Raw genomic sequence first — 23,811 nt, forward strand, 5'->3', positions numbered from 1 at the left:
GGCCCCGCGCGGCCAGCTCGCCGACCGCCCTGCCGTCGACCTGGCCGCCGCGCCCCACCAGGTCGAGCAGAGCGCGGCCGATGTCGGTGCCGCTCTCGACCGCGGCGAGCGCGCGCCGGTCCAGCACGTGCCCACTGGCGTACTGCTCCCAGCAGCCGCGGTTGCCGCACTCGCACGGCCGCCCCTCGTCGACGACCCGCTGGTGGCCGAACTCCCCCGCCATGCCCGAGTGGCCGCGATAGAGACGGCCGTCGAGGACCATCGCCCCGCCGATCCCGGTCCCGAGGTTCACCAGGACGACGTCGGGCTGGTTCTGGGCGGCGCCGAACCGCCACTCCGCCCAGCCCGCGGCGTTCGCGTCGTTGTCGACCAGGACCGGCAGGCCCGTCCGCCGCACGACCGCGTCACGCAGGGGCTCGTTGCGCCAGGCCAGGTGCGGCGAGAACACGACGGTCGACCCGGTCACGTCGACGTAGCCGGCGGCGCCGACCCCGACGGCGCGGACCTGGTAGGCCTCGCGGAACTCCTCGACGATCCCGGCGATCGCGTCCAGGACCGCCAGCGCATCGGTCGTGGGGGTCGCGCGACGTGAGCGGGCCAGGACGCGACCGTCCTCGTCCACCACCCCGCCGGCGATCTTGGTGCCGCCGATGTCGATGCCGACGGCGAGGCGCTCAGGCACGCGACCGGCTCTCGACTCGCCCCTTGAGTCCCTTGAGCGCGGTGTCCACGATGACCTTCTCGGCCTTGCGCTTGAGCATGCCGAGCAACGGCAGCCGCAGGTCGACCGCCAGCTGGTAGGTGACGCGCGTGCGTGCGTCCGAGACGGGATCGAGCGTGTAGGAGCCGTCCATGGCCGTCAGCATCGACGCCTCGTCCGGAACGAGGCTCCAGGTCACGAGACGTTCGTCACGCCAGTCGTACCTCAGGGTGAAGGTGTCGCGGATCGGCGGCGAGTCCACGACGAACCGCACGTCGAGGGGCCGGCCGCGGTCGTCGAAGCGCACGACGGACACCTCGCGCATCCCGGTGGCCCAGTGCGGATAGTCGTCGAACGCCGCGATCACGCCCATGACCTCAGCGGCCGGCGCCTCGATCACGATGTCGCTGACGGTGCGTGCCATGTCCACCTCCTCGCCCTGGGATCCACCCTATCGGCGCGTCGTCGCTCTCCGCGGAGCGAGTACGGTGCTCTCTGTGAACACGCAGAATCCCCACGCCACGAACATCGACCGCTGGGGCACGCTCAGCCACGACGTCCTCGACCGGCTCGAGGCCCACCGCGACGACGTCGCCCTGCGTCGCGTCGTCGACGGCACGTGGACCGACGTCACGCTCGGTCGCTTCCACACCGAGGTCACCGCGGCGGCCAAGGGCCTGCTCGCAGCCGGCATCGAGCACGGCGGACGCGTGGCCGTCCTGGCCAAGACCCGCTACGAGTGGACCGTCCTGGACTACGCGATCTGGTGGATCGGTGGCATCACGGTCCCGATCTACGAGACCTCCGCCGCGTCCCAGATCGCCTGGATCCTGGCGGACTCCGGGGCGACCCACCTGTTCTACGAGAGCGACGAGCACCTCGCCCGCGTCACCCAGGCCCAGGTCGAGGCGCCCGAGCTGACGACCGTTCGTCCGATCGAGGACGTCCTGGGCGCGCTCGCCGTCGAGGGCTCGACGGTCGACGACGCCGCGCTCGAGGCCCGCCGCTCGGCCGTGAAGGCCGGCGACGTCGCTACCTTGATCTACACCTCCGGCACGACCGGTCGCCCGAAGGGCTGCATGCTCACGCACGCGAACTTCCGCGCCGAGCTGTGGGGCGCGAACGAGCGCCTCGACGTGATGTTCGCGCCGGGCTCCTCCACGCTGCTGTTCCTGCCGCTCGCCCACGTGTTCGCCCGCATCATCCAGGTCGGGGCGATCCGCCACGGCGCGGTGCTGGGCCACACGGCCGACGTCTCGGCCCTCGTCGAGACCCTGGGCGAGTTCAGGCCCACGTTCGTGCTGGCCGTGCCGCGCGTGTTCGAGAAGGTCTTCAACTCGGCCAGCACCAAGGCCTACTCCGAGGGCAAGGGCAAGATCTTCGACGCTGCCGTGCGCACCTCGATCGCCTACTCCAGGGCGACCGAGGACGGCAAGGCCTCCTTGGCGCTGAAGGCGAAGCACGCGCTGTTCGACCGGCTCGTCTACACCAAGCTCCGCCAGGCCCTGGGCGGCCGCGCGAAGTACGCGATCTCCGGTGGCGCGCCCCTGGGCGACCGTCTGGGTCACTTCTTCAAGGGCGTCGGCCTCAACGTCTTCGAGGGCTACGGCCTGACCGAGACGACCGCCGCGCTGACCGCCAACCACCCCGCGGGCCAGCGCATCGGCACCGTCGGGCAGCCCTTCCCCGAGGTCGAGGTGCGCCTCGGCGACGACGGCGAGCTGCAGTTCCGTGGCCCGCAGGTCTTCAAGGGTTACTGGAACGCCGAGACCGCCACGCGCGACGTGCTGTCCGAGGACGGTTGGTTCTCCACCGGCGACGTGGGCGAGATCTCCGAGGACGGCTTCGTGCGCATCACGGGCCGCAAGAAGGAGATCATCGTCACCGCCGGCGGCAAGAACGTCTCGCCGGCGATCCTCGAGGACCGCGTGCGCGCCCACCCGATCATCAGCCAGTGCCTCGTCGTGGGCGAGGGCAAGCCCTTCGTCTCCGCGCTCATCACGATCGATCCCGAGGCCTGGACCGGCGACCTCGACGACCCCGAGCTGCGCGACCAGGTGCAGAAGGCCGTCGACGACGCGAACACGCAGGTCTCGCGCGCCGAGGCCATCCGCAAGTTCGCGATCCTGCCCGAGGACTGGACCGAGGAGAACGGCTACCTGACGCCGTCGTTCAAGGTCAAGCGCCACATGGTCGTGCGCGACCTGCACGACACCATCGAGGCGCTCTACGTCCGCTGATCAGTGCCCGGCGGCCCGCCGGGCCGCGCCACGCAGGACGCGCCACGTCAGCCAGCCGCCCGCGATCGCCGGCAGCGCGATGACGACGGGGTCCAGCACCTGGTGCTGGTCCACCCGTCCTCCGCGCAGGCGGGACGTGACGCTCGTCGTGCCGGTGCCGGTCTCCGCGGTGACGCCGGTCTCGGCGACCGGGTCGTCGGGCCGGCCGTCCAGATACGCCCGGACGAGGTGCTCCTTGCTCTCGACCCGGTCGGCTCCCAGCAGCAGCAGCCAGTGCGCCGCGCGGGCCTCGCTGAAGCGCGCGTACGCGAGCCGCCGGATCGCGCCGGCCACGCCCTGCAGCGGCGCGACCGTGCCGAAGACGGGCGTCAGCTGCGCGTGCTCGATCGAGCGCTCCCGAGGGGACGTCTCCGACTGCTCGTCGGGGTAGTCCCACAGCACGCCGTCGGGCACGCCGTCGACGAGCTCGCGCGGGACGGCCGGACGGTCGGCCGGGTCGAGGTCGACGCCCCAGCCGGGAATGCGCGCGCGCAGCTCCTCCGGACTCGGGACGCCGGGACGGACGCCTCGGATGTAGGGGATCTTCGCCATCGGTCTCTCCTCACGCTCCCGGGACGATGACGGGCTTGATGCACCCGTCGAGCTTGGCCGAGAACAGGTGGTACCCCTCGGCGATGTCCTCCAGCGGGATGCGATGCGTGATGATCTCCCGGGGAGAGATGTGACCGTTGCGGATGTGCTCGAACAGGCGTGGCCACTGGCGCTTCACCGGGCACTGGTTCATCCGCAGCGTCAGTCCCTTGTTGAGCGCGTCGCCGAACTTCACGGCGCTGAACATCGGGCCGTAGGCACCCATCACCGACACCGTTCCGCCCTTGCGGACGGCGTCGATCGCCCAGTTCAGGGCGATCGGCGACCCGCCCTGGAGCTTGAGCTTGGCGGCGGTGACGTGCTGGAGCAGGTTCCCGTCGGCCTCCGCGCCGACCGCCTCGATCACGACGTCGGCACCGAGGTCGTCGGTGATCTTCTTGAGGTGGACCACGACGTCGCGGTGGTGACCGAAGTTGACGGTCTCCGCGTGGGCGAACTGGGCGGCGAACTCGAGGCGCTCCTGCAGGTGGTCGACGACGATCACGCGCCCGGCACCCATGAGCCACGCCGACTTCGCCGCGAACAGCCCGACGGGTCCCGCCCCGAACACGACCACCACGTCGGCCTGGGAGATCCCGGCCAGCTGGGCGCCGAAGTAGCCCGTGGGCAGGGCATCGGTGCACATCAGCGCGTCCTCCTCGTGCATCCAGCCGGGGATCACGGTCGGGCCGACGTCGGCGAACGGGACGCGGACGTACTCGGCCTGCCCCCCGTCATAGCCGCCGGTGGTGTGGGAGTAGCCGTAGATCCCGCCGACCGCCGTCGCGTTGGGGTTGACGTTGTGGCAGTTCGAGTACAGGCCCTTCGCGCAGAAGTAGCAGGTCCCGCAGAAGACGTTGAACGGCACCATGACGCGGTCGCCGACCTGCAGGTCCGCACGGACGGGCCCACCTCGTCGACCACGCCGATGAACTCGTGCCCGAAGGTCGTGCCCACGCGCGTGTCCGGCATCATCCCGTGGAACAGGTGCAGGTCCGAGCCGCAGATCGCCGCACGGGTGACCCGGACGATCGCGTCGTTGGGGTGCTCGATCCTGGGGTGGTCCTTCTCCTCGACCCGGACCCGGTACGGCCCCCGGTAGACCATCGCCCTCATGCGTGTCCTCCGATCTGTCCCGCGCTCGCCCACGAGCGGCTGGTGGCGCTGCGTTCGCCGGCGCGCAACGGTGCCAGCTGCTCGATCCGCCCCGCGAGCACGGCGAGCGCCTCGCTGGCGCGGACGGCGGGGTCGCGGAGGCGATCGGACCTTCGGGCGATGCGATCGAGGTTGTCGCGGGCCCGGTCGGTGAGGGTCAGCGGCAGGGCCGCGAGGGCGTTCCCGGGCGGGCGACGGGCGACGACGGGGTGCGGCCTCGTCGGGGAGATGCGCCGGACCAGCTCCCACGCGACGCCCAGCACCTGCAGCCGGCGCACCGTCGTGCGCTCCTGCAACCGCGGGAAGAGCTCGTCCTCCTCGTCGCGGACGTCCTGCTGCAGCACCCGGGTCAACCGCTCGAGCACGGGCTCACGCCGCGGGTCGAGCGGGTCCAGCTGCTCCAGCGAGCTCCACAGCTCGTTGACCTCCTGGTGCTCCAGCTCGACCTGCAGGGTCAGCTGCTCCCCATCGGGCAGCACGCTGCGCATGAGTGGCCACAGCACCGACTCCTCGGCGAAGGCGTGCGGGAACACCAGTCGCGCGATGCGGCGCAGGACCCGGTCCTGGTCGTCGCCGGGCGCGGCGACGGCGAGCTCGTGCAGCAGGCGGTCGAGCCGCACATGGTCGCGCTTCTGGCGTGTCAGCACGCTGAGGCGACCACCCAGCTGCCGTTCGTCCTGGTTCGCGAGCGACGTCATGTCGCGGGCGTACCCGCGAGGCGACGTCCTACACGCCGTGCGAGCGGTGTGTCAGGAGACGCGCGCGTAGACCCCGAAGCCCGAGGACAGGCTGGTGATCTCGACGCTCTTGCCCGGGCGGGGCGCGTGGATGACCTGTCCCCCACCGAGGTAGATGCCGATGTGCGACATGCTCGAGTAGGCGACCAGGTCGCCCGGCTGCAGGTCCGCGGCCGAGACGGAGCGGCCGGCGGCCATCTGGGGGCCGACGACGCGCGGCAAAGACACGCCCGCCGCGGCGTACGCCTTCAGCACCAGGCCCGAGCAGTCCCAGCTGTCGGGGCCCGTCCCGCCGTAGACGTAGGGGTCGCCGAGCTGGTTCATCGCGAAGGCGATCGCCTTCTTCGCGGCACCGGCTCCGGCGTTGCGCACCGACGTGACGTCGCTGTTGCTCATGGAGGACTGCTGCGCGGCGCTCAGCAGCGCGAAGTCCGACTTCGCCTGCTGGTACGACTCGTCGAGCTTCTTCTTGGTCTTCTCGGCGGCTTCAACCTTGTCGCCGAGCGACTCCTGGTGCTCGGCCAGCTGGGCCTGGCGCTTCTCGAGCTCGACCCGCGTGCGGGTGAACGACTCGAGCGCGTCGGCGCGCGTGGAGTTGAGGGCGTCGATCGCGCTGAGGCCCTCGATGAACAGGTCGGGGTCCTGGCTGGCGAGCAGCCCCACCGTCGGGCCGAGCGGCTGCTCGAGCTGCTGCTGGACGATGTCGGCGCCGAGCTCGGCGCGCTGGACGCGGTAGACCTTGCGGATCTGGCGGATCTCACCGGAGACCTCGGCGATGCGGCGGTCGAGCTCGCGCGTGTCCTCGGTGAGGCCGTTCAGCTTCTCGTTGGCGGCCTCGGCGCGGTCGAACGCCTTCTCGACGTCGGCCTGCGTGACCTCGGGATCGGCCTGGGCCGGCGAGACGACGATGAAGGAACCGGCCACGAAGGCGGTGGCGGACACGAGGGCCGCACTGGTGCGAAAGCGCACGAAAAAGACTCCTGAAGTACCTCGACGCCTACCAGGTGAGCTGACGGATTCGGGCCTCGGTCTTGCCCTACGACCGGCGAGCCGGTCGATTCACCCCACGTACTTGGTTCCCCGGTTCGTCGTGCACCCAGCCCGGCGGGCCGGTCACCGACGATTCGGCGGTGCCACCTTCGGCGACACAAGACGCCACTGTAGTTCGCCGGTCGTGGCACATTCAACCCGCGTCGAGCTGGGGTTGGGGATCGGGGACGCTGACCACGAGGCGCAGCGGCGGGACGAGCCCGGACGCGGCGAGCGTGTCGAGCGCGGCCTGCTCGTCGGAGTCGAAGCTGACGTGCTCGGACGGCGGCCCGAGCAGCACGGAGACGACGCAGTCGGCACACACCGCCGCGCAGCGGACGAGGCAACTGTCACAGTCGACGACCATGGGTGCCGGGGTTTCCATCTCGTTCATGGGCGTGACGCTAGGTGCCTCCTCCGACAGTTTCGGATCACACCGGCGCCTGCCCGGATTCGTCGGACCCGGCACCTACGGTCACTGCATGGCCATGCACCAACCCGCCTTCGACGACCCGGACATCGACTGGGGCGGGCGGCCCTTGCACGACACGACGTTCTGCGTCGTCGACCTCGAGACGACCGGGGGCTCCCCCAAGAAGGGGTCCAGGATCACCGAGGTCGGCGCGGTCAAGGTGCGCGGCGGCGAGATCCTCGGCGAGTTCCAGACGCTGGTCAACCCGGACCAGGTCATCCCGGCCTTCATCACGGTGCTCACCGGCATCACCGACCAGATGGTCGTCGAGGCACCACGCATCGCCGAGGTGCTGCCCAGCTTCCTCGAGTTCGCGCGCGGCAGCGTGCTGGTGGCCCACAACGCCCCGTTCGACGTCGGCTTCCTCAAGCACGCGGCCGGCGAGCTCGGCATCGACTGGCCGGGGTTCGACGTCGTCGACACGGCCGTGCTGGCCCGCCGGGTCCTGCTGCGCGACGAGGTACCCAACGTGAAGCTGGCCACCTTGGCGGCCCGCTTCTCGCCCGTCCAGCCCGACCACCGCGCGCTGACCGATGCGCGCGCCACGGTCGACGTCCTGCACGCCCTGTTCGAGCGGCTCGGCACGTGGGGCGTGGCCACGGTCGAGGACGTCGCCTCGTTCACCTCCCGGGTCACGCCCGAGCAGCGCCGCAAGAAGCACCTCGCCGACGGCCTGCCCGAAGCGCCGGGCGTCTACCTGTTCCGCGACACGCGCGGCGAGGTGCTCTACGTCGGCACGTCGCGCTCGCTGCGCGCGCGCGTGCGCTCCTACTTCACCAAGGCCGAGACGCGCACCCGCATGGGCGAGATGATCGCGCTGGCCGAGAAGGTCGACACCGTCGTGTGCGCCACCGACACCGAGGCCCGCGTCCGCGAGCTGCGGCTGATCGACCGGCACCGGCCGCCGTACAACCGCCGCTCGAAGTTCCCCGAGCGCGCCATGTGGCTGCGGCTCACCGACGAGCCCTGGCCGCGGATCTCGCTGGTCCGCACGGTCGTCGAGGGCGGCGCGACGCACATCGGGCCGTTCAACAGCCGCAAGCAGGCCGAGGCCGCCCTCGCGACCCTGCACGACGCGTTCCGGATCCGCCAGTGCGCGGGTCGCCTGCCGATCACCCCCAGCCGTGCCGCGTGCGTCCTGGCCGAGCTCGGCCAGTGCCTGTCCCCCTGCGACGGAGCGGTCACCGTCGAGGACTACACGCACGAGGTGGGCCGGGTCCGCCGGGCGATGTCCGCCGATCCCGTCGAGGTCGTCGCCCACCTCGAGCAGCGGATGGCGCACCTGGCCGAGTCCCAGCGGTTCGAGGACGCCGCGGTGATGCGCGACCGCGCGGCCAGCCTGATCCGGGCCGTGCGCCGCACCCAGCGCCTCGACTCGCTCTCGCGCCAGCCCGAGGTGATCGCCGCGGCACCCCACCAGGACGGCTGGCAGGTGCACGTCGTGCGTCACGGTCGGCTCGCGGCCGCGGCGATCCTGCCCCGGGACGTGGCCCGTACCCCCGGCGCGACGGCCGGGGGGGTCGACACGCTGCTCACGACAGCAGAGTCCGTGGAGGCCGCCCCGCGTCCCCTCCCGGCCGCGCTCATCGAGGAGACCGAGAGCATCCTGCGCTGGCTGGAGTCCCCCGGTGTGCGGATGGTGCGGGGCTCGTGGCTGTCGCCGTGGCCGGCCGCGGCCCGGCACCTCGAGCGGTTCGACATCGAGCGCCAGTTCGCCCGGCCGGCGTGAGCCCGGCGCTACGCTGATCCGGTGATCACCGCCATCGTCTTCATCCAGGCCGAGGTCTCGTCGATCCCCGAGACGGGAGCCGCGATCGCCGACATCGCGGGCGTCAGCGAGGTCTACTCCGTCACGGGCGACCACGACCTGATCGCCATGGTCCGCGTGCGCAACCACGACGAGATCGCCTCGGTCGTCGCCGACCGGCTCAACAAGGTGCCTGGCGTGCTGTCCACGCAGACCCAGATCGCGTTCCGCGCTTTCAGCCGGCACGACCTCGAGGACGCCTTCGCCATCGGCCTGGACTGACTCCCGCCGGTCCGGGTCCGGTCAGCCGACGTGGCGACCGGTGGCCTCGACCCAGCGGGCCAGCGCCTCCTGGGCGGCGCCGGAGTCGATCGACTCTCGCGCGCGGGCCACACCGGCGGCCAGCCGCTCGGTCAACGACCCGGTGACCGCCTCGAACGCCGCGATCGCGGCGCCCGCGTTGAGGACGACCGCATCGCGCACGGGTCCGGGCTCACCGGCCAGGACGCGGCGGAACACGTCGGCGTTGTACTCCGCCTCACCGCCGCGCAGCGCGTCGACCGGCGCGTGGGCGATGCCCAGGTCGGCCGGATCGAACGTGTGCTCCTCGATGCCGTCGGGACCCGGCAGCCAGAACCGCGTCGTCGTCGTCACGGTGATCTCGTCCAGTCCGTCGTCGCCACGGAACACGAAGGCGGTCGCACCGCGGCGCGCCAGCACCTCGGCCATGAGTGGCGCCATCCGCGGGTCCGCACAGCCGATCGCCGACGCGGCGGGCCGCGCGGGGTTCGTCAGCGGACCGAGGAAGTTGAAGAACGTCGGGATCGCGAGCTCGCGACGAGCCGGTCCGGCGAACCGCATCGACGGATGGAACACCGGCGCGAAGCAGAAGGTGATGCCGGCCTCGCGATAGACGTCCAGCACGTGCTCGGCGGGAACGTCCAGGCGCACCCCCAGCCTCTCGAAGACGTCGGCCGTGCCCGTCTGGCTGGAGGCCGCGCGGTTGCCGTGCTTGACGACGCCGATGCCGGCACCGGCCGTGGTGACCGCCGCCATCGACGAGATGTTGACCGTCTTGGCCATGTCGCCGCCGGTGCCGACGATGTCGACGACGCGGTCGTCGAGGTCGAGGACGGTCGCCTTGGCATACATCGCGTCGACGAGGCCCTGCAGCTCGACGGCCGTCTCGCCCTTGGCACGCAGCGCGACCGCGAACCCCGCGATCTGGGCACCCGTCGCATCGCCGGACAGGATCTCCCCCATCGCCCACGTGGTTGCCTCACTGTCGAGGTCGCGACGATCGATCAGCGCGCCCAGGACGGCAGGCCAGGTGTGGGACATGAGGCGCGGGTCGCTCAACGCGTGGCGCCGGCGACGGCCGTGCGCAGCAGGTCGATGACCGCCTCGGCGAGCCGCAGCGGCTCGATCGGGCGGTTCACGACCGCCTCCGCACGCGACCAGGTCGCGAGCCACGCGTCCTGCGGACGGCCGGTCAGCACGAGCGCCGGCGGCGCCTGGTAGAGCTCGTCCTTCATCTGGCGCGCGATGCCCATCCCCCCGGCCGGAGCCGCCTCGCCGTCGAGGATCGCGAGGTCGACACCCCCGGCGTCGAGTTCCTTCCACACGGCCGGCTCGGTGGCGCATTCGATGAACTCGAGGGCCGGGAGGTCGGGGTGCGGGCGGGTGCCGAGCGCCGCGAGCACGGAGGCTCGGACGTCGCGATCATCGCTGAAGAGCAGGACTCGCAGGGGCTGGTGTTCGCTCACGTGGGCATCGTACATAATGGGCACGTGGCAACTACTTCTGCGATCCCCGCGTCCCGACTCCACGGCGTCGAGGGTCGGCCGTCCTACGTGACGGTCGGCACCATCGTGTGGCTGTCCAGTGAGTTGATGTTCTTCGCGACCCTGTTCGCGGCCTACTTCACGGCGCGCAGTGTGACGCCGGACCTGTGGGCCCAGGAGACCGAGCTGCTGAACATCCCATTCGCCACGGTCAACACCACGATCCTGGTGCTGTCGTCGGTCACCTGCCAGCTCGGCGTCTACGCCGCGGCCAAGGGCAACGCCGCCGGAATGCGCAAGTGGTTCATCATCAGCTTCATCATGGGCTCGATCTTCATCGGCGGACAGGCCACCGAGTACGCCGAGCTCGTCCACGAGGGCCTCACGATCCAGAGCTCCACCTACGGCAGCCTCTTCTACCTGGCGACCGGCTTCCACGGCATCCACGTGATCGGCGGCCTGCTGGCCTTCCTGATCGTCGTCGCGCGCACCTACGCGGCCCGCAAGTTCACGCACGAGCAGGCCGTCTCGGCCATCGTCGTGTCCTACTACTGGCACTTCGTCGACGTCGTCTGGGTGGCCCTCTTCGCGGCCATCTACATCATCCGCTGACCCCTTGGGGATAGGCGTACCTAACTACACAGTCACAGGTCGGACCTCGCTACGCTGAGGCGAACGCATGGGCCCGAACATCCCCTGGAAGCGCCTCGATCGGCGCCTCCTCCACTGGTCCGAAAACGATCTCTCAGGAACGAGGTTCTCGGTGCGGAAACTGTCGACACGGCGCCGCCACCCCATGGCGCTGCTGGCGCTACTGGCCCTGGCGCTCTTGCTGACCGGCGCCGCCTACGCGGCGGTCGCGCCGGAACCGGCCACGGCCGAGGCCTCCCCCGCGTCCGAGATCGATGCCGGGCGCCAGCTCTTCGTCGTCGGCTGCGCGAGCTGCCACGGACTCAACGCCGAGGGCATCACCACCGCCGGCACCGATGGCAAGGCCGGCAACTACGGCCCGTCGCTGATCGGCGTCGGGGCGGCCGCCGTCGGCTTCCAGATGGAGACCGGCCGCATGCCCATGGCGCAGACGGCGCCCCAGGCCCCCCGCAAGGCCAACGAGTACACGCAAGAGGAGATCGACCAGATCGCCGCCTACGTCGCCTCGCTCGCCCCCGGACCGGCACGTCCGTCCGATGACGACCTCAACTGGCAGGACGTCGACCCCGAGGGCATCTCCAAGGGCGGCGAGTTCTTCCGCACCAACTGCACCGCGTGCCACAACTCGGTCGGCGCCGGTGGCGCCCTGCCCAGTGGCCGCTACGCACCGACGCTGAAGAACGTCGATGCCATCCACATCTACGAGGCCATGCTGACCGGCCCGCAGCAGATGCCCGTCTTCTCTGACGAGGTGCTGACTCCCGAGGACAAGCGCAACATCATCGCGTACGTCAAGACCGTCCAGCAGCAGGGCAACGCCGGCGGCATCGGCGGCGGCGGCCTCGGCCCGGTGGTCGACGGCGTCTTCGCCTGGATCCTGGGCATCGGCGGGCTCTCCCTGTTCGCGGTCTGGATCGGAATGCACGGAACGAGGTCGAAGAAGCGATGACGGAACTGGAACCCACCGGCGGCGACCCGATCGCCGATCCCGGACTGGCGGCGCACCAGTACCGCCCGCAGGACGTCGACGTCAACCAGGAGCGACGCACCGAGCGCCAGATCGCCGGCATGTTCGGCGTGGCCACGCTGCTGCTGCTCGGCTTCTGCGTCGCGTACTTCACGATCGACTCCGAGACGCGGATCTTCGCGTTCGGCGACCCGAACTCGGGCAACGCCTTCGGCGGCTGGTCCGCGCAGAACTTCGCGTTCGGCACGACCTTGGGCTCCGGCCTGCTGCTCATCGGCGTCGGCATCATCCAGTGGGCCAAGAAGCTCATGGGCGACCACGAGATGGTCGAGATGCGTCACCCGGCCCGCTCGAGCGACGAGGACCGTTCCGCGGTCATGGACGACATCAACGCCGGCATCCAGGAGAGCGGCATCGGTCGTCGCCCGCTCATCCGCAACAGCCTGCTCGGCGCCGTCGGCGCCATGGGCCTGCCCGCGATCGTGCTGCTGCGTGACCTCGGCCCGCTCCCCTACGGCCACACCGAGACGGTGTGGAAGAAGGGCATGCGCGTCGTCAACGACGTCTCCGGCACGCCGATCCGTCCGGCTGACCTCGAGGTCGGTCAGCTCGTCAACGCCGAGCCCGCCGTCTTCTTCGAGACCGACGACGAGGGTCACCCCGTCATGCACGGTCACGAGGTCCTGGCCGCCAAGGCGAAGGCCGCGGTCATCCTGGTCCGCATGCGTCCCGAGGACATCACGCCGACGAAGGGCCGTGAGAACTGGGGCATCGACGGCATCTTGTGCTACTCCAAGATCTGCACGCACGTCGGCTGCCCGATCAGCCTGTGGGAGCAGCAGACGCACCACGTCCTGTGCCCGTGCCACCAGTCGACGTTCGACCTGGCCGACAACGGCAAGGTCATCTTCGGTCCCGCCGTTCGTCCCCTGCCGCAGCTGCCGCTCGCGGTCGACAGCGAGGGCTACCTGGTCGCCGTGAGCGACTTCCCCGAGATCGTGACTCCCAGCTACCCCGAGCTGGCTCGCGACCAGAAGAAGCTCGACAAGAAGTTCGGCGGTGACGCATGAGCCAGAGCAGCACGTTCACACGAGTCGAGGACTCCCCCACCGGCAAGAAGCTGGCCGGTCCGGTCGGGTGGCTCGACGACCGTCTGGGCCTCGCGGGTGCCGGCAAGAAGAACCTGCGCAAGGTCTTCCCCGAGCACTGGTCCTTCATGCTCGGCGAGATCGCCCTGTGGAGCTTCGTCGTCCTGCTGCTGACCGGTGTCTTCCTCACGCTGTGGTTCGTCCCCAGCATGAGCGAGGTCGAGTACAACGGCTCCTACGGCCCGTTGCGCGGCATCCCGATGTCTGAGGCCTACGCCTCCACGCTGCACATCTCGTTCGACATCCGCGGCGGCCTGCTGATGCGCCAGATCCACCACTGGGCCGCGGCCCTGTTCGTGGCGTCGATGTTCGCCCACATGATGCGCGTGTTCTTCACCGGCGCGTACCGCAAGCCGCGTGAGGTCAACTGGCTCATCGGCGTCGGCCTGCTCTCCCTGGGCATGGTCGAGGGCTTCGCGGGCTACTCGCTTCCCGACGACCTGCTCTCGGGCACCGGCCTGAGGTTCGTCAACGGCATGATCCGCTCCGTCCCGCTGGTCGGCTCCTACGTCGAGTTCTTCATCTTCGGCGGCGAGTTCCCCGGCGAGCTGATCGTCCCGCGCCTGTACATGGCGCACATCCTGCTGATCCCGGCGATCCTGCTGGGCCTGATCGGCGCCCACATGCTGCTGCTCGTCTTCCACAAGCACACGCAGTGGCCCGGCGCCGGGCGTACCGAGCAGAACGTCGTCGGCTACCCGATGCTGCCGGTGTACATGGCCAAGGCCGGCGGGTTCTTCTTCATCGTCTTCGGCTTCACCGCGCTCATGGGTGCGCTCATCCAGATCAACCCCGTGTGGGCGTACGGACCGTACAACCCCGCCGAGGTGACGGCCGGCTCCCAGCCGGACTGGTACATGGGCTTCTCCGAGGGCCTGGTGCGCCTCATGCCGCCGCTGGAGACAACGTGGTTCAACCGGACCTTCACATGGAGCGTCTTCATCCCCGGTGTCGGCGGCCTCGGTCTGCTGTTCACCTCGCTGGCACTGTGGCCGTTCATCGAGCGGTGGATCACTGGCGACCAGCGTGAGCACCACCTGCTGGAGCGTCCGCGCAACGCGCCGGTGCGCACCGCGCTCGGTGTCGGCGCCATGACGATGTACGGCGTCGGCTGGATGGCCGGCGGCAACGACATCATCGCGCTGAAGTTCGGCCTGGACATCTTCGCGATCACGTGGGTCCTGCGCTTCGGGTTCTTCATCTTCCCGGTCATCGCGTTCATCATCACCAAGCGCATCTGCATCTCGCTGCAGCGCAAGGACAACGAGACGCTGACGCACGGCTGGGAGACCGGAGTCATCGACCGCTCCCCCGACGGCGGCTACGCGGAGCGTCACGCCCCGCTGCCGACCTCGCAGGCGTACGCACTCACGTCGTCGCGCGAGCGTCTGCCGCAACTGGAGGACGAAATCGTCCACAAGCACGACGCGAACGGTGTCCGCAACCCCGGCTACCGCAAGCAGTCGTTCCGCCAGAAGATGCGGGCGTTCTACTTCCACGGCTCCGTCGACAAGCCGACGGCGCACGACATGGAGCACGCTGCAGAGCACCTCGCCGGTGGCGGCGAGCACCCGATCGAGCTGGGCGACGACTTCCAGGGCGTCTCCGAGACGGGTGTCCCGCGCGTCCACTGAGTCACCACGTACGAAGGCCCCGACCGTCACGGTCGGGGCCTTCGTCGTTCGTGCTCAGTGCGTGGGACCGGCCAGGTCGTTCGCCAGGATCGCCGGCCAGCCCCGGACCTCCTCGGCGTCCGACGCGACCGACAGGCGGGTCCTGGGCATGATCCGCGCGAGCGCTTGCGCCGTCGAGACCGGATGAGCGAGGTCGCCCACCCACGCCAGGATCGTGGTGGGGACGTCGATCGTCGCGAGCTCGTCCGCGGCGGGCAGGTCGCTGAGCGCCGCCCCACGGTAGATCGACGGCAGCAGCTCGACCGGGACGTGCGGCACGGTGTCGGGATCCCCCACGGCCGCGGGAGGGCGCACCTCGTCCCGGCAGTCGGCCAAGAAGCGCTCCAGCCCCTGCGTCTCGATCAGGTCGGCCAGTCGGTCGTAGTCCCCCGCGCGTGCCCGACGGGTCTCCCAGGCCGTCGGCGGCAACAGCAGCGTGAAGCCGCTGAACCGGTCGGGCTCACGGACCGCCGCGTGCAGCAGCGTGGCCGTGCCCATGGACGGCCCGACGCCGTGGACCTGCTCGCCGGGGAACCATCGGTCCAGCAGCCGCAGCAGGTCGTCGGCCAGGTTCGACCAGCGGTAGTCGGCCGGCTCGGGCCGGCCGCTGGAGTGCCCGTGGCCCCGCGCGTCGTACCGCAGGAGCCGCGTGCCGGACAGCTCGCGGCCCAGGTCGAGGTCGAGCAGTCGGTCGCGGGCGCGGCTCGACGTGAGGCCGTGCAGCTGGACGACCGCCGGGCCGGACTCGTCGCTGAACGCCCAGGCGAGCTCCGCGTGCGGCACGGGGAAGCGATGCACCGTGGCTCCTGAGCTCGGGGGGTGTCGAGGCAATAGGTTACTGGCATGCGACTCACGCACGTCGCCCACCTGCGGCTCCCGTTCGGTCCCCTGCTGAGCCACGACCTGACGGTCTCGGCGCCGGGCGATGCGCTGCCGGTCTCCTTCGACCAGGCGCGTCATGTGGGCCTCGGCGACCGTCCGGGCTCCTGGATGGCCTTGGCGATGCGGCTGCCCTCTCCGGTGCCTCGGGACGACCTCGCGGCCGCCTGGGAGGCGGTGGTGGCCGGACACGGGACGTTGCGCTCCACCTTCGTGCCCGGCGAGGACGGGGCCGTGCGGCTGCACCAGGTCGAGGTCGAGGACGGCGGCTGGACCGAGCACGACGTGCTGCCCGGGCAGCCCATGAACGCGGCCGTCCGCGACGTGCTCGACGCCGGTTGCCGTCCCTTCGGCCGCCCCTCCCACCGCTTCTGCGTCATCGAGACCGCCGACGGCCCCTCGCTCGTCGTGGCCGCCGACCACGCCCACGTGGACATGTGGTCGATGCTGGTGATCGCCCGCGACCTTCTCATCGCCCTCGACCAGGTGCGCTCGGGACAGCGCCCCGTCCCGCCGCAGGTGCCGTCGTTCGCGGAGCACACGCGCGCCCTGCAGGAGATGCCTCCCGCCCCGGACGAGGTGCGCCGGCGCTGGGCCGAGGTCATCGAGCACGGCGGCGGCGCGATGCCGCGCTTCCCCCTCCCCCTCGGCGATCCGGCCCCGCAACCCGAGCGAGTCGTCATCCGTGACGTGCTCGACCTGCAGAGCCTCGCCGACTTCTCCGCCCGGGCCGGTCACGAGGGCGTCTCGACGCTCGCGCTCGCCGTGGCGTCCATGACGGCCGTGACGCGCGAGCTCGCGGGCACCGCCCTGCGGGCCGTGTTCCCCGTGCACAGCCGCCATGAGGAGCGCTGGCACGACTCGGTGGGCTGGTTCATCACCAACTCGGTCCTGGAGTCTGACGACGCCTCGCCGCAGGCCTGCTCAGCTGCGGTGCGCGAGGCGATCCGCCTCGGCTCGTGGCCACTGGCCGACCTCATGGAGCCGTGGGGCGGCATGCCCGAGGCGCCGGGGATGTTCGCCGTCTCGTGGCTCGACATGAGACGGCTGCCGGTGCGTATCGACACCGCCGGCCTCGACGCCCAGTACGTCAGCGCGAACATCGAGACCGACGGCGTGATGCTGTGGTTCATCATCGACGACTCCGGCGTCCACCTGCGGTGCCGCTACCCCGACACCCTCGAGGCCCGCCGGAGCGTCGGCACCTGGCTCGACGCGCTCGTGGCCCGCATGCGCGACCTTGCCGCCGGCTGACCGAATGGGACGATGGGGCCATGAGCCTCTCGATCACCGGCGACGCGACCGCCGACCAGCTGCTGACCGACGACCCCTTCGCCCTGCTCGTGGGGATGCTCCTGGACCAGCAGGTCGCGATGGAGACGGCGTTCGCCGGGCCGGCGAAGATCCACGAGCGCGTGGGCACGATCGACCCGGCCGAGATCGCAGCCCAGGAGCCGGAGGCGTTCGAGGCCGTCTTCCGCCAGACGCCGGCGGTGCACCGCTACCCCGGCTCGATGGCGTCGCGCGTGCAGGCGCTGGCCGCGACCGTCCGCGACGACTGGGACGGTGACGCGGCGGCGATCTGGACCCGCGACTCCCCCACCGGTCCCGAGGTCCTGAAGCGGCTCAAGGCGCTGCCGGGGTTCGGGGAGCAGAAGGCGAAGATCTTCCTCGCCCTGCTGGGCAAGCAGTACGGCTTCGACGGCGACGGGTGGCGCGAGGCGGCGGGCGACTACGGGCAGCCCGGTCACCGCAGCGTCGCGGACATCACCAGCCCGGAGTCGCTGACCAAGGTACGTGAGTTCAAGCGCGAGCAGAAGGCCGCGGCCAAGGCCGCCAAGCAGGGCTGAGCACCACCAGACGGCCGCTCAGGAGGCCAGCGCGGAGCCCTCGAGCCATTCGCTCCACGACCGGTTCCAGTCGGTCCAGCCGTTCGCCGGCTCGAGCCGTCGCGGGCTGCCGATGTACTTCACGACGTCGCCCCGCTTGCTCTGGCGGAAGTACCAACCCGCCGCCTCGGTGCTCATGCCGACGCAGCCGTGGCTGACGTTGGCGTTGCCCTGGCTGGCGGCCGACCACGGCGCGGCGTGCAGGAACTCGCCCGAGTTCGTGACGCGCATGGCCCACTTGACGCCCTTGAGGTTGTAGTAGCCCGGGTCGGCGGAGTCGACACCGGTCGTCGCGGCGTCCATGTCGATCGACGCGTGCTTCTCCATGATCACCTTGGTGCCGTTGCGGCTGCGGTGGTCGGCGTCGCCGGTCGACACCGGGATCCGGCGCGCGACCTTCCCGTTGACCTTGACGGTCATCTGGTGCTTCTTCGTGTCCACGACCGAGACGACGGAGCGGCCGACGGTGAAGTCCACGTGCTGGTCCTGCTGCCCGTAGACGCCCCCGCCGGCGGGCACGCTGTTCAGGTCGAGGTCGACCGACACCTTGGTCCCCGGCTTCCAGAAGCTCTTCGGCCGCCAGTGCGCCGTGTTGTCGCTCAGCCAGTACCAGCCGCCCTCGGTGGAGGGCTTCGCCGTGACCGCCATGCGCTTCTCGAACGCAGCGCGATCGGTCACCGGGACGTCGAACATGACGATCACCGGCATGCCGATGCCGACAGTCTCGCCCTGCAGCGGCGCCACGGACGGGTAGGTCTGCTCGTCCAGCGACAGCGCTCGCGTCGTGAACGTCGTCGTCGACTCGACCTTCTCGCCGTCGTCGCCGACGCCACTGGCACTCAGCACGTACGTCGTCGCCGCCTCGAGGTAGTCGTCAGCCGTCCACCGAACGCCGTGGACCGTGCCCGGCACCTCGGCGGAGCCGTCCTTCGCCGCGAGCGACACGGTCGTCAGCTCGCCGTCGAAGCCGTCGACGTGCACGACCGAGTCCACGGCGACGTCGGTCGCGCCCTCGGCGACGCTGGGCTCGATCGTGAGCGGGTCCTGGCGGACCGCGTCGACCGGGTTGGCCACTCCCCCGTCGTCGGTGCACGCGGAGAGCATCAACAGGAGCGCCACCAGCACCACGAGGGGTGTTCGTACGAATCTCACCCCAGCAGTCTAGGCAGACACGCCCGACCCCCGGGACAACGAAACGTGCCCGGTGCCGAGGCACCGGGCACGTTCACGAGTGGGTCCGATCAGTGAGCGTGGTCACCGCGGTAGAACTCGAACAGCCAACCGACGACGCACATCGCGCCGATCGGCAAGGCCATGATGAACATCCACCAGCCGAACACGATGCCGAGCATCAGCAGGCCGAAGGACAGCGCGGCCCACAGCGGCCACCAGCTGTACGGCGGGAAGAAGCCGAGCTCGCCGGCACCCTCCGCGATCTCGCCACCCTTGCGGTCTTCGGGACGCTCGGGGATCGCCCGGGTCACGAAGTACAGGTAGAAGCTGATCATGAAGAACAGCAGCATCGCCATCGTCAGGGCGACCGTGCCGGTGACCTCGTGTGAGAGAGCCCAGTAGACGGGCGTGACGATGATGAAGAAGACACCGCAGCTGAAGAAGAGCCAGAACTCCTTGCGCATCGGTCACTCACCTGCCTTCGGGTTGTTCTGGCCGAGCGCCTCGCCACGACCCTCGAGGTCGGGGGTGTCGGCACCGGGCTCGTTGGCCTCGGGGTTCTGCGCCATCTCGAGTGCCACGACGTCCGGGTGGTGCAGGTCGAACGCCGGGCTCTCCGAGCGGATCCGCGGCAGCGACACGAAGTTGTGGCGCGGCGGCGGGCTGGAGGTGGCCCACTCGAGCGTGCGGCCCCAGCCCCACGGGTCGTCCTGGTTGACCATGGGGGCCTTGCGCGACTTCCACACGTTGTAGATGAACGGCAGCGTCGAGGCGCCGAGCAGGAACGCACCGATCGTCGAGATCTCGTTGAGGCGCGTGAACCCGTCCGTGGGCAGGTAGTCGGCGTAGCGACGGGGGAAGCCCTCGACGCCGAGCCAGTGCTGGACCAGGAACGTCAGGTGGAAGCCGACGAACAGGAGCCAGAAGTGGATCTTGCCGAGCTTCTCGTCGAGCATCCGGCCCGTCATCTTGGGCCACCAGTAGTAGTAGCCCGCGAACATCGCGAACACGACCGTGCCGAACACGACGTAGTGGAAGTGCGCCACGACGAAGTACGTGTCGGACAAGTGGAAGTCCAGTGCCGGCGACGCCAGGATGATGCCCGTCAGACCGCCGAAGAGGAAGGTCGTCAGGAAGCCCAGTGCGAACAGCATCGGCGAGTCGAACGAGACGGACCCGCCCCACATCGTGCCGATCCAGTTGAAGAACTTCACGCCGGTTGGCACACCGATCAACAGTGTCATGAAGCTGAAGAACGCAAGATTGACCGCACCCGTGGCGAACATGTGGTGCGCCCACACCGCGGACGACAGCACCGCGATCGCCAGGGTGGCCGCGACCAGTCCGACGTAGCCGAAGACCGGCTTGCGGCTGAAGACGGGCAGCACTTCGGTGATGATGCCGAAGAACGGCAACGCGATGATGTAGACCTCGGGGTGGCCGAAGAACCAGAACAGGTGCTGGTACATGATCGGTCCACCCGACGATGGGTCGAACACGTGCGCACCGAGCATGCGGTCCGCGCCCATGGCGAGCAGCGCGGCACCGAAGACCGGGAACACGACGATGATCAGGATGCTGGTGACCAGCGTGTTCCACACGAAGATCGGCATCCGGAACATGGTCATGCCCGGAGCGCGCATGCAGAAGATCGTGGTGATGAAGTTGACCGCGCCCAGGATCGTGCCCAAGCCCGACATGTACAGGCCCATGACCCACAGGTCGCCGCCGATGCCGGGGCTGTTGATCGAGTCCGAGAGCGGCAGGTACGCGAACCAACCGAAGCTGGCGGCGCCGCCGGGGACCACGAAGCCCGACACCGCGATCAGCGAGCCGAACAGGTACATCCAGTAGCTGAACATGTTCAGACGCGGGAACGCCACGTCGGGCGCGCCGATCTGCAGCGGCATGATCATGTTGCCGAACGCGAAGAACAGTGGCGTCGCGAACATCAGCAGCATGATCGTGCCATGCATGGTGAACAGCTGGTTGTAGGTCTCATCCCCGACGACCTGCGTGCCCGGGCGGGCCAGCTCGGCGCGGATGATGAGCGCCAGGATGCCGCCGAAGACGAAGAAGAAGAACGTCGTCGCGGCGTACATCTGACCGATGACCTTGTGGTCGGTGGTCGTCAGCAGCGTGAAGGCCTTCTTCCCCAGCGAGGTCTGCTCGCGAGGCAGGGCCCTCTCCTGCGGGGCGTCGAAGGTTGCGGTCGCCATCAGTCCTCCGGTTCGTTCTCGCCATCGGCCTTGAGGCCGGCGATGCTGTTCGCGGCAGCCGCGCCCTGCGGCGCACCCACCTGCCCGGCTGCCTCGAGGTCGGCGAGGTGCGCGCGGTACTCCTGTGCGGAGACGACCTTGACCTTGAACAGCATGCGGGAGTGGTAGACGCCGCACAGCTCGGCACAGCGGCCCGTGAAGGTGCCTTCACGGTTCGGCGTCATCGTGAATTGGTTGTTGCCGTCCTTGCCGGGGATCTTGCCCGGGACGACGTCCATCTTCATGTAGAACTCGGGAACCCAGAACGAGTGGATGACGTCCGGCGAGATGAGCTCGAACTTGACGGACTCGTCGACCGGAAGCCACAGCTCGGGCAGGTTCGCGGTGTCACCCTGGTCGTACACGGGCTCACCGCCGGGGGCGCCGTCGAGGTAGTTGAAGGTCCACTGCCACTTGCTGCCGACGACCTCGATCGTGTGATCGGGATTCTCGACCTCTTCGAGCAGCCCGTTCTGGGCGTCCACGGTGTGGAAGAAGAAGATGGCCACGACGATGACCGGAGCGATCGTGTAGAGCGCCTCCAGCGGGAGGTTGTAGCGGACCTGGACCGGCGCCGGGTCATCGACGTTCCTGCGGCGGTACTTGATCGGCGCGTACAGGATCATGCCGAAGACCACGACGAACACGACCAGCACCGCGATCCACGTGCCGAGCCACAGGTTCCACATGTAGATCGACCGGTCCGAGCCGGCGACAGGGAGCGCGAGTCGGCTCAGGTCCGACTCGTCCAAGGGGGAGCAACCGCCGAGTACGACGGCGGCCAGGGCGGTCATTACCGCCAGTTTCATCCGACCCACGGAGCGCCTTTCTCAGAAGATCTGACCACAGGGTGGTTTTGAACAACAGTAACGCAGGCGAGTGCCCGCATCGGGGGTTAGGTCAGCCTGACTTGACTACGTCATCATGGCTGATCGAGAGGGCCGAGCCGATGTCGGCCCGGGCCTGGTCGCCGTACGTCGAGCCGACGCGATCGAGGAATCCCTCGCGATCCAAGCGGTACTCCTGCGTGCCGATCGTCTCGACGACACTGGCGGCGATCGTGCAGCCCACCTGGGCCGCGCGCTGCAGGTCCAGACCCGCCGCGACGCCCGCCAGGAAGCCCGCGCGGAAGCTGTCGCCGACTCCGGTCGGGTCGACCGCGGTGACGCCGTCGACGGCCGGCACCTCGTGGCGTGTGCCGTCGGCGGCGTGGACGACGCAGCCGTCCTTGCCGTGCGTCACGACGCGGACGCCGACGCGCTCGGCGATGTCCTCGTCGCTCCAGCCGGTCTTCTTGGCGATGAGCGCGGCCTCGTAGTCGTTGCTGAACAGGTAGGCGGCGCCGTCGATGAGGTCGGCGATCAGCTCGCCGTCGGCCCACGCGAGCTGCTGGGACGGGTCGGCGGCGAACGGGATGGCGAGCTCACGCGCGGCGCGGGTGTGCCGCAGCATGCCCTCGGGGTCGTCCGGGCCGATCAGCAGCAGGTCGATGGGCGTGTCGGCGTGCAGCTGCGCGATGTCGATCTGGCGGGCCTGGGCCATCGCACCGGGGTAGAACGTGACGATCTGCGCGTGCGCCGCGTCGGTCGTGATGGTGCACAGCGCCGTGTGCAGGGTGGGCGAGATCAGCAGGCGGGCGCAGTCGACGCCCGCGTTCTCGAGCCAGGCCCGGTAGCCCTGGTCGACGAAGTCGCGCCCGACGGCGGCGACGAGCGTCGGGTGCAGCCCCAGGCTGCCCAGGCCGAACGAGATGTTGGCGGCGCAGCCGCCGCGACGGACGTCGAGGTCATCGACCAGGAACGACACCGCCAGCTTGTCCAGCTGGTCGGGGACGAGCGAGTCGGAGAACTTGCCGTCGAAGGTCTGCAGGTGGTCGGTCGCGACCGAACCGGCGATTGCGAGGTGCACCCAGCGACCATACGCGATCGGGGCGTGCCCTCCGCAATGCGGTGGGCACGCCCCGATCAGCGTGTGTGGGTCGACCGACTCAGTGGAACGAGTCGCCGCAGGCGCACGAGCCCGTGGCCATGGGGTTGTCGATCGTGAAGCCCTGCTTCTCGATCGTGTCGACGAAGTCGATCGTCGCGCCGTGCAGGTACGGCAGGCTCATCCGGTCGACGACGACGTTGACGCCGTCGAACTCGCGGATCTCGTCGCCGTCGAGCGAGCGCTCGTCGAAGAAGAGCTGGTAGCGCAGTCCGGAGCAGCCGCCGGGCTGCACCGCGATGCGCAGGGCCAGGTCGTCGCGACCCTCCTGGTCCAACAGGCTCTTCACCTTGCTGGCCGCACCCGACGACAGGGTGATCCCGTCAGCAGGCGTGGACGTGGACGTCGCGGTGGGGTCGGTGCTGGTCTGGTCCGTGGCGGTCATCGAGGCTCCTCGGTCGACGGATGGATCGGTCTGTCACTGGTGTGCAACACGGGTCGATCCGTTTCGATTCCCCATGGTACGCGCTGGGGGTGGCGGATCGAGCGGCGCGCCATGTTGGCAGGAGGACCACGAGCCTCAGACGGACCACGAGCGGGCCACGCGCGCGGCGAGGTCGGCGAGGTGCCGCGCCGGCTCGGCCATCGCGGCCTCCTGGCCCACCCGGTCGACGACACCGTAGGCCGACTCGACCCCCAGGGCGCGCATCTCGCGGCTGCCGACGTCCACGCGCCCGGCCAGGACGAGGCAGG

General features: G+C 69.8%; 25 protein-coding genes, 1 pseudogene and 1 riboswitch. Of the genes and pseudogenes, 9 read left to right on the plus strand and 17 right to left on the minus strand.

Going from position 1 to position 23,811, the window contains the following annotated elements:
- Positions 1-682, minus strand: a 682-nt coding sequence (locus RT323_RS10690; RefSeq protein WP_313408086.1) for an ROK family protein, incomplete at its 3' end; no start/stop codon positions are given.
- Positions 675-1,124 carry an SRPBCC family protein gene (locus RT323_RS10695; protein WP_313408088.1) on the minus strand — a complete coding sequence of 150 codons (450 nt, stop codon included), beginning with the start codon at positions 1,122-1,124 and terminating at the stop codon, positions 675-677. The genes RT323_RS10690 and RT323_RS10695, both read right to left, overlap by 8 nt.
- A 73-nt stretch (positions 1,125-1,197) precedes the next feature.
- On the opposite strand from RT323_RS10695, the gene RT323_RS10700 reads away from it, so the two are divergent.
- Positions 1,198-2,940, plus strand: a complete 1,743-nt coding sequence (locus tag RT323_RS10700) for an AMP-dependent synthetase/ligase (RefSeq protein WP_313408091.1) — start codon at positions 1,198-1,200, stop codon at positions 2,938-2,940.
- Here RT323_RS10700 and RT323_RS10705 read toward each other — a convergent pair whose 3' ends face one another.
- From RT323_RS10705 to RT323_RS10730, 6 genes and pseudogenes are all read right to left on the minus strand, one after another.
- Positions 2,941-3,531 (minus strand): hypothetical protein, encoded by a 591-nt coding sequence (locus RT323_RS10705; protein WP_313408094.1) that lies wholly within the window; start codon positions 3,529-3,531, stop codon positions 2,941-2,943.
- 10 nt (positions 3,532-3,541) lie between these two features.
- Positions 3,542-4,237, minus strand: coding sequence for a zinc-binding dehydrogenase (locus tag RT323_RS10710; protein ID WP_396172269.1), 696 nt, complete (start codon positions 4,235-4,237; stop codon positions 3,542-3,544).
- Between the two features lie 84 nt (positions 4,238-4,321).
- Positions 4,322-4,686 (minus strand): annotated as a pseudogene (locus RT323_RS16730) (alcohol dehydrogenase catalytic domain-containing protein); the annotation flags it as partial.
- Positions 4,683-5,423 (minus strand): hemerythrin domain-containing protein, encoded by a 741-nt coding sequence (locus RT323_RS10720; protein WP_313408096.1) that lies wholly within the window; start codon positions 5,421-5,423, stop codon positions 4,683-4,685. The gene RT323_RS10720 and the pseudogene RT323_RS16730, both read right to left, overlap by 4 nt.
- A 51-nt stretch (positions 5,424-5,474) precedes the next feature.
- On the minus strand, positions 5,475-6,431 hold the full coding sequence (locus RT323_RS10725) for an NlpC/P60 family protein (RefSeq protein WP_313408099.1): 957 nt from the start codon (positions 6,429-6,431) through the stop codon (positions 5,475-5,477).
- Positions 6,432-6,441: 10 nt separating this feature from the next.
- Positions 6,442-6,602, minus strand: a riboswitch (cyclic di-AMP (ydaO/yuaA leader).
- Between the two features lie 43 nt (positions 6,603-6,645).
- Positions 6,646-6,885 (minus strand): hypothetical protein, encoded by a 240-nt coding sequence (locus RT323_RS10730; protein WP_313408101.1) that lies wholly within the window; start codon positions 6,883-6,885, stop codon positions 6,646-6,648.
- 88 nt (positions 6,886-6,973) lie between these two features.
- On the opposite strand from RT323_RS10730, the gene RT323_RS10735 reads away from it, so the two are divergent.
- A complete protein-coding gene (locus tag RT323_RS10735; protein ID WP_313408103.1) occupies positions 6,974-8,692 on the plus strand; it encodes a DEDD exonuclease domain-containing protein in 1,719 nt (572 codons plus the stop codon).
- A gap of 21 nt (positions 8,693-8,713) precedes the next feature.
- Positions 8,714-8,992 (plus strand): Lrp/AsnC ligand binding domain-containing protein, encoded by a 279-nt coding sequence (locus tag RT323_RS10740; RefSeq protein WP_313408106.1) that lies wholly within the window; start codon positions 8,714-8,716, stop codon positions 8,990-8,992.
- Positions 8,993-9,013: 21 nt separating this feature from the next.
- Here RT323_RS10740 and trpD read toward each other — a convergent pair whose 3' ends face one another.
- Both trpD and RT323_RS10750 read right to left on the minus strand, forming a co-directional pair.
- Positions 9,014-10,051: an anthranilate phosphoribosyltransferase gene (gene trpD / locus RT323_RS10745; protein WP_313408109.1), complete on the minus strand. Its 1,038-nt coding sequence runs from the start codon at positions 10,049-10,051 to the stop codon at positions 9,014-9,016.
- 14 nt (positions 10,052-10,065) lie between these two features.
- Positions 10,066-10,476 carry a hypothetical protein gene (locus RT323_RS10750; protein ID WP_313408112.1) on the minus strand — a complete coding sequence of 137 codons (411 nt, stop codon included), beginning with the start codon at positions 10,474-10,476 and terminating at the stop codon, positions 10,066-10,068.
- A gap of 87 nt (positions 10,477-10,563) precedes the next feature.
- Here RT323_RS10750 and RT323_RS10755 point away from each other — a divergent pair, with 87 nt between their 5' ends.
- The 4 genes from RT323_RS10755 (at position 10,564) to RT323_RS10770 (ending at position 14,894) form a co-directional block, all read left to right on the plus strand.
- On the plus strand, positions 10,564-11,106 hold the full coding sequence (locus RT323_RS10755; RefSeq protein ID WP_313408148.1) for a heme-copper oxidase subunit III: 543 nt from the start codon (positions 10,564-10,566) through the stop codon (positions 11,104-11,106).
- A 151-nt stretch (positions 11,107-11,257) separates the two neighbouring features.
- Positions 11,258-12,094: a cytochrome c gene (locus RT323_RS10760; protein WP_313408115.1), complete on the plus strand. Its 837-nt coding sequence runs from the start codon at positions 11,258-11,260 to the stop codon at positions 12,092-12,094.
- Positions 12,091-13,182 carry a Rieske 2Fe-2S domain-containing protein gene (locus RT323_RS10765; RefSeq protein ID WP_313408118.1) on the plus strand — a complete coding sequence of 364 codons (1,092 nt, stop codon included), beginning with the start codon at positions 12,091-12,093 and terminating at the stop codon, positions 13,180-13,182. The genes RT323_RS10760 and RT323_RS10765 overlap by 4 nt, the downstream gene beginning before the upstream one ends.
- Positions 13,179-14,894, plus strand: a complete 1,716-nt coding sequence (locus RT323_RS10770) for a cytochrome bc complex cytochrome b subunit (RefSeq protein WP_313408120.1) — start codon at positions 13,179-13,181, stop codon at positions 14,892-14,894. The genes RT323_RS10765 and RT323_RS10770 overlap by 4 nt, the downstream gene beginning before the upstream one ends.
- 54 nt (positions 14,895-14,948) lie before the next feature.
- On the opposite strand, the gene RT323_RS10775 is transcribed toward RT323_RS10770, so the two are convergent.
- On the minus strand, positions 14,949-15,731 hold the full coding sequence (locus tag RT323_RS10775) for an alpha/beta hydrolase (protein ID WP_313408123.1): 783 nt from the start codon (positions 15,729-15,731) through the stop codon (positions 14,949-14,951).
- Positions 15,732-15,776: 45 nt separating this feature from the next.
- Between RT323_RS10775 and RT323_RS10780 the strand changes: the two genes are divergently transcribed.
- Both RT323_RS10780 and RT323_RS10785 read left to right on the plus strand, forming a co-directional pair.
- Complete coding sequence (locus RT323_RS10780; RefSeq protein ID WP_313408125.1) at positions 15,777-17,066, plus strand: condensation domain-containing protein; 1,290 nt, start codon at positions 15,777-15,779, stop codon at positions 17,064-17,066.
- Positions 17,067-17,086: 20 nt separating this feature from the next.
- Positions 17,087-17,662 carry an HhH-GPD-type base excision DNA repair protein gene (locus RT323_RS10785; protein WP_313408128.1) on the plus strand — a complete coding sequence of 192 codons (576 nt, stop codon included), beginning with the start codon at positions 17,087-17,089 and terminating at the stop codon, positions 17,660-17,662.
- Positions 17,663-17,680: 18 nt separating this feature from the next.
- On the opposite strand, the gene RT323_RS10790 is transcribed toward RT323_RS10785, so the two are convergent.
- From RT323_RS10790 to RT323_RS10815, 6 genes are all read right to left on the minus strand, one after another.
- Positions 17,681-18,853 carry an Ig-like domain-containing protein gene (locus tag RT323_RS10790; RefSeq protein ID WP_313408131.1) on the minus strand — a complete coding sequence of 391 codons (1,173 nt, stop codon included), beginning with the start codon at positions 18,851-18,853 and terminating at the stop codon, positions 17,681-17,683.
- 89 nt (positions 18,854-18,942) lie between these two features.
- The gene (locus RT323_RS10795) at positions 18,943-19,338 is read right to left on the minus strand and encodes a cytochrome c oxidase subunit 4 (protein ID WP_313408134.1); all 396 of its coding nucleotides are present in this window, start codon (positions 19,336-19,338) and stop codon (positions 18,943-18,945) included.
- A 3-nt stretch (positions 19,339-19,341) separates the two neighbouring features.
- Positions 19,342-21,093, minus strand: coding sequence for a cytochrome c oxidase subunit I (gene ctaD / locus RT323_RS10800; RefSeq protein WP_313408135.1), 1,752 nt, complete (start codon positions 21,091-21,093; stop codon positions 19,342-19,344).
- The gene (gene coxB / locus RT323_RS10805; protein WP_313408138.1) at positions 21,093-21,926 is read right to left on the minus strand and encodes a cytochrome c oxidase subunit II; all 834 of its coding nucleotides are present in this window, start codon (positions 21,924-21,926) and stop codon (positions 21,093-21,095) included. The genes ctaD and coxB overlap by 1 nt, the downstream gene beginning before the upstream one ends.
- 106 nt (positions 21,927-22,032) lie before the next feature.
- Positions 22,033-23,040 (minus strand): carbohydrate kinase family protein, encoded by a 1,008-nt coding sequence (locus tag RT323_RS10810; RefSeq protein WP_313408141.1) that lies wholly within the window; start codon positions 23,038-23,040, stop codon positions 22,033-22,035.
- A gap of 79 nt (positions 23,041-23,119) precedes the next feature.
- Positions 23,120-23,503, minus strand: a complete 384-nt coding sequence (locus tag RT323_RS10815) for an iron-sulfur cluster assembly accessory protein (RefSeq protein WP_313408143.1) — start codon at positions 23,501-23,503, stop codon at positions 23,120-23,122.
- Between the last annotated feature and the right edge of the window lie 308 nt (positions 23,504-23,811).

It is taken from the genome of Aeromicrobium sp. (assembly GCF_032084975.1).
Taxonomy (GTDB): Bacteria; Actinomycetota; Actinomycetes; order Propionibacteriales; family Nocardioidaceae; genus Aeromicrobium.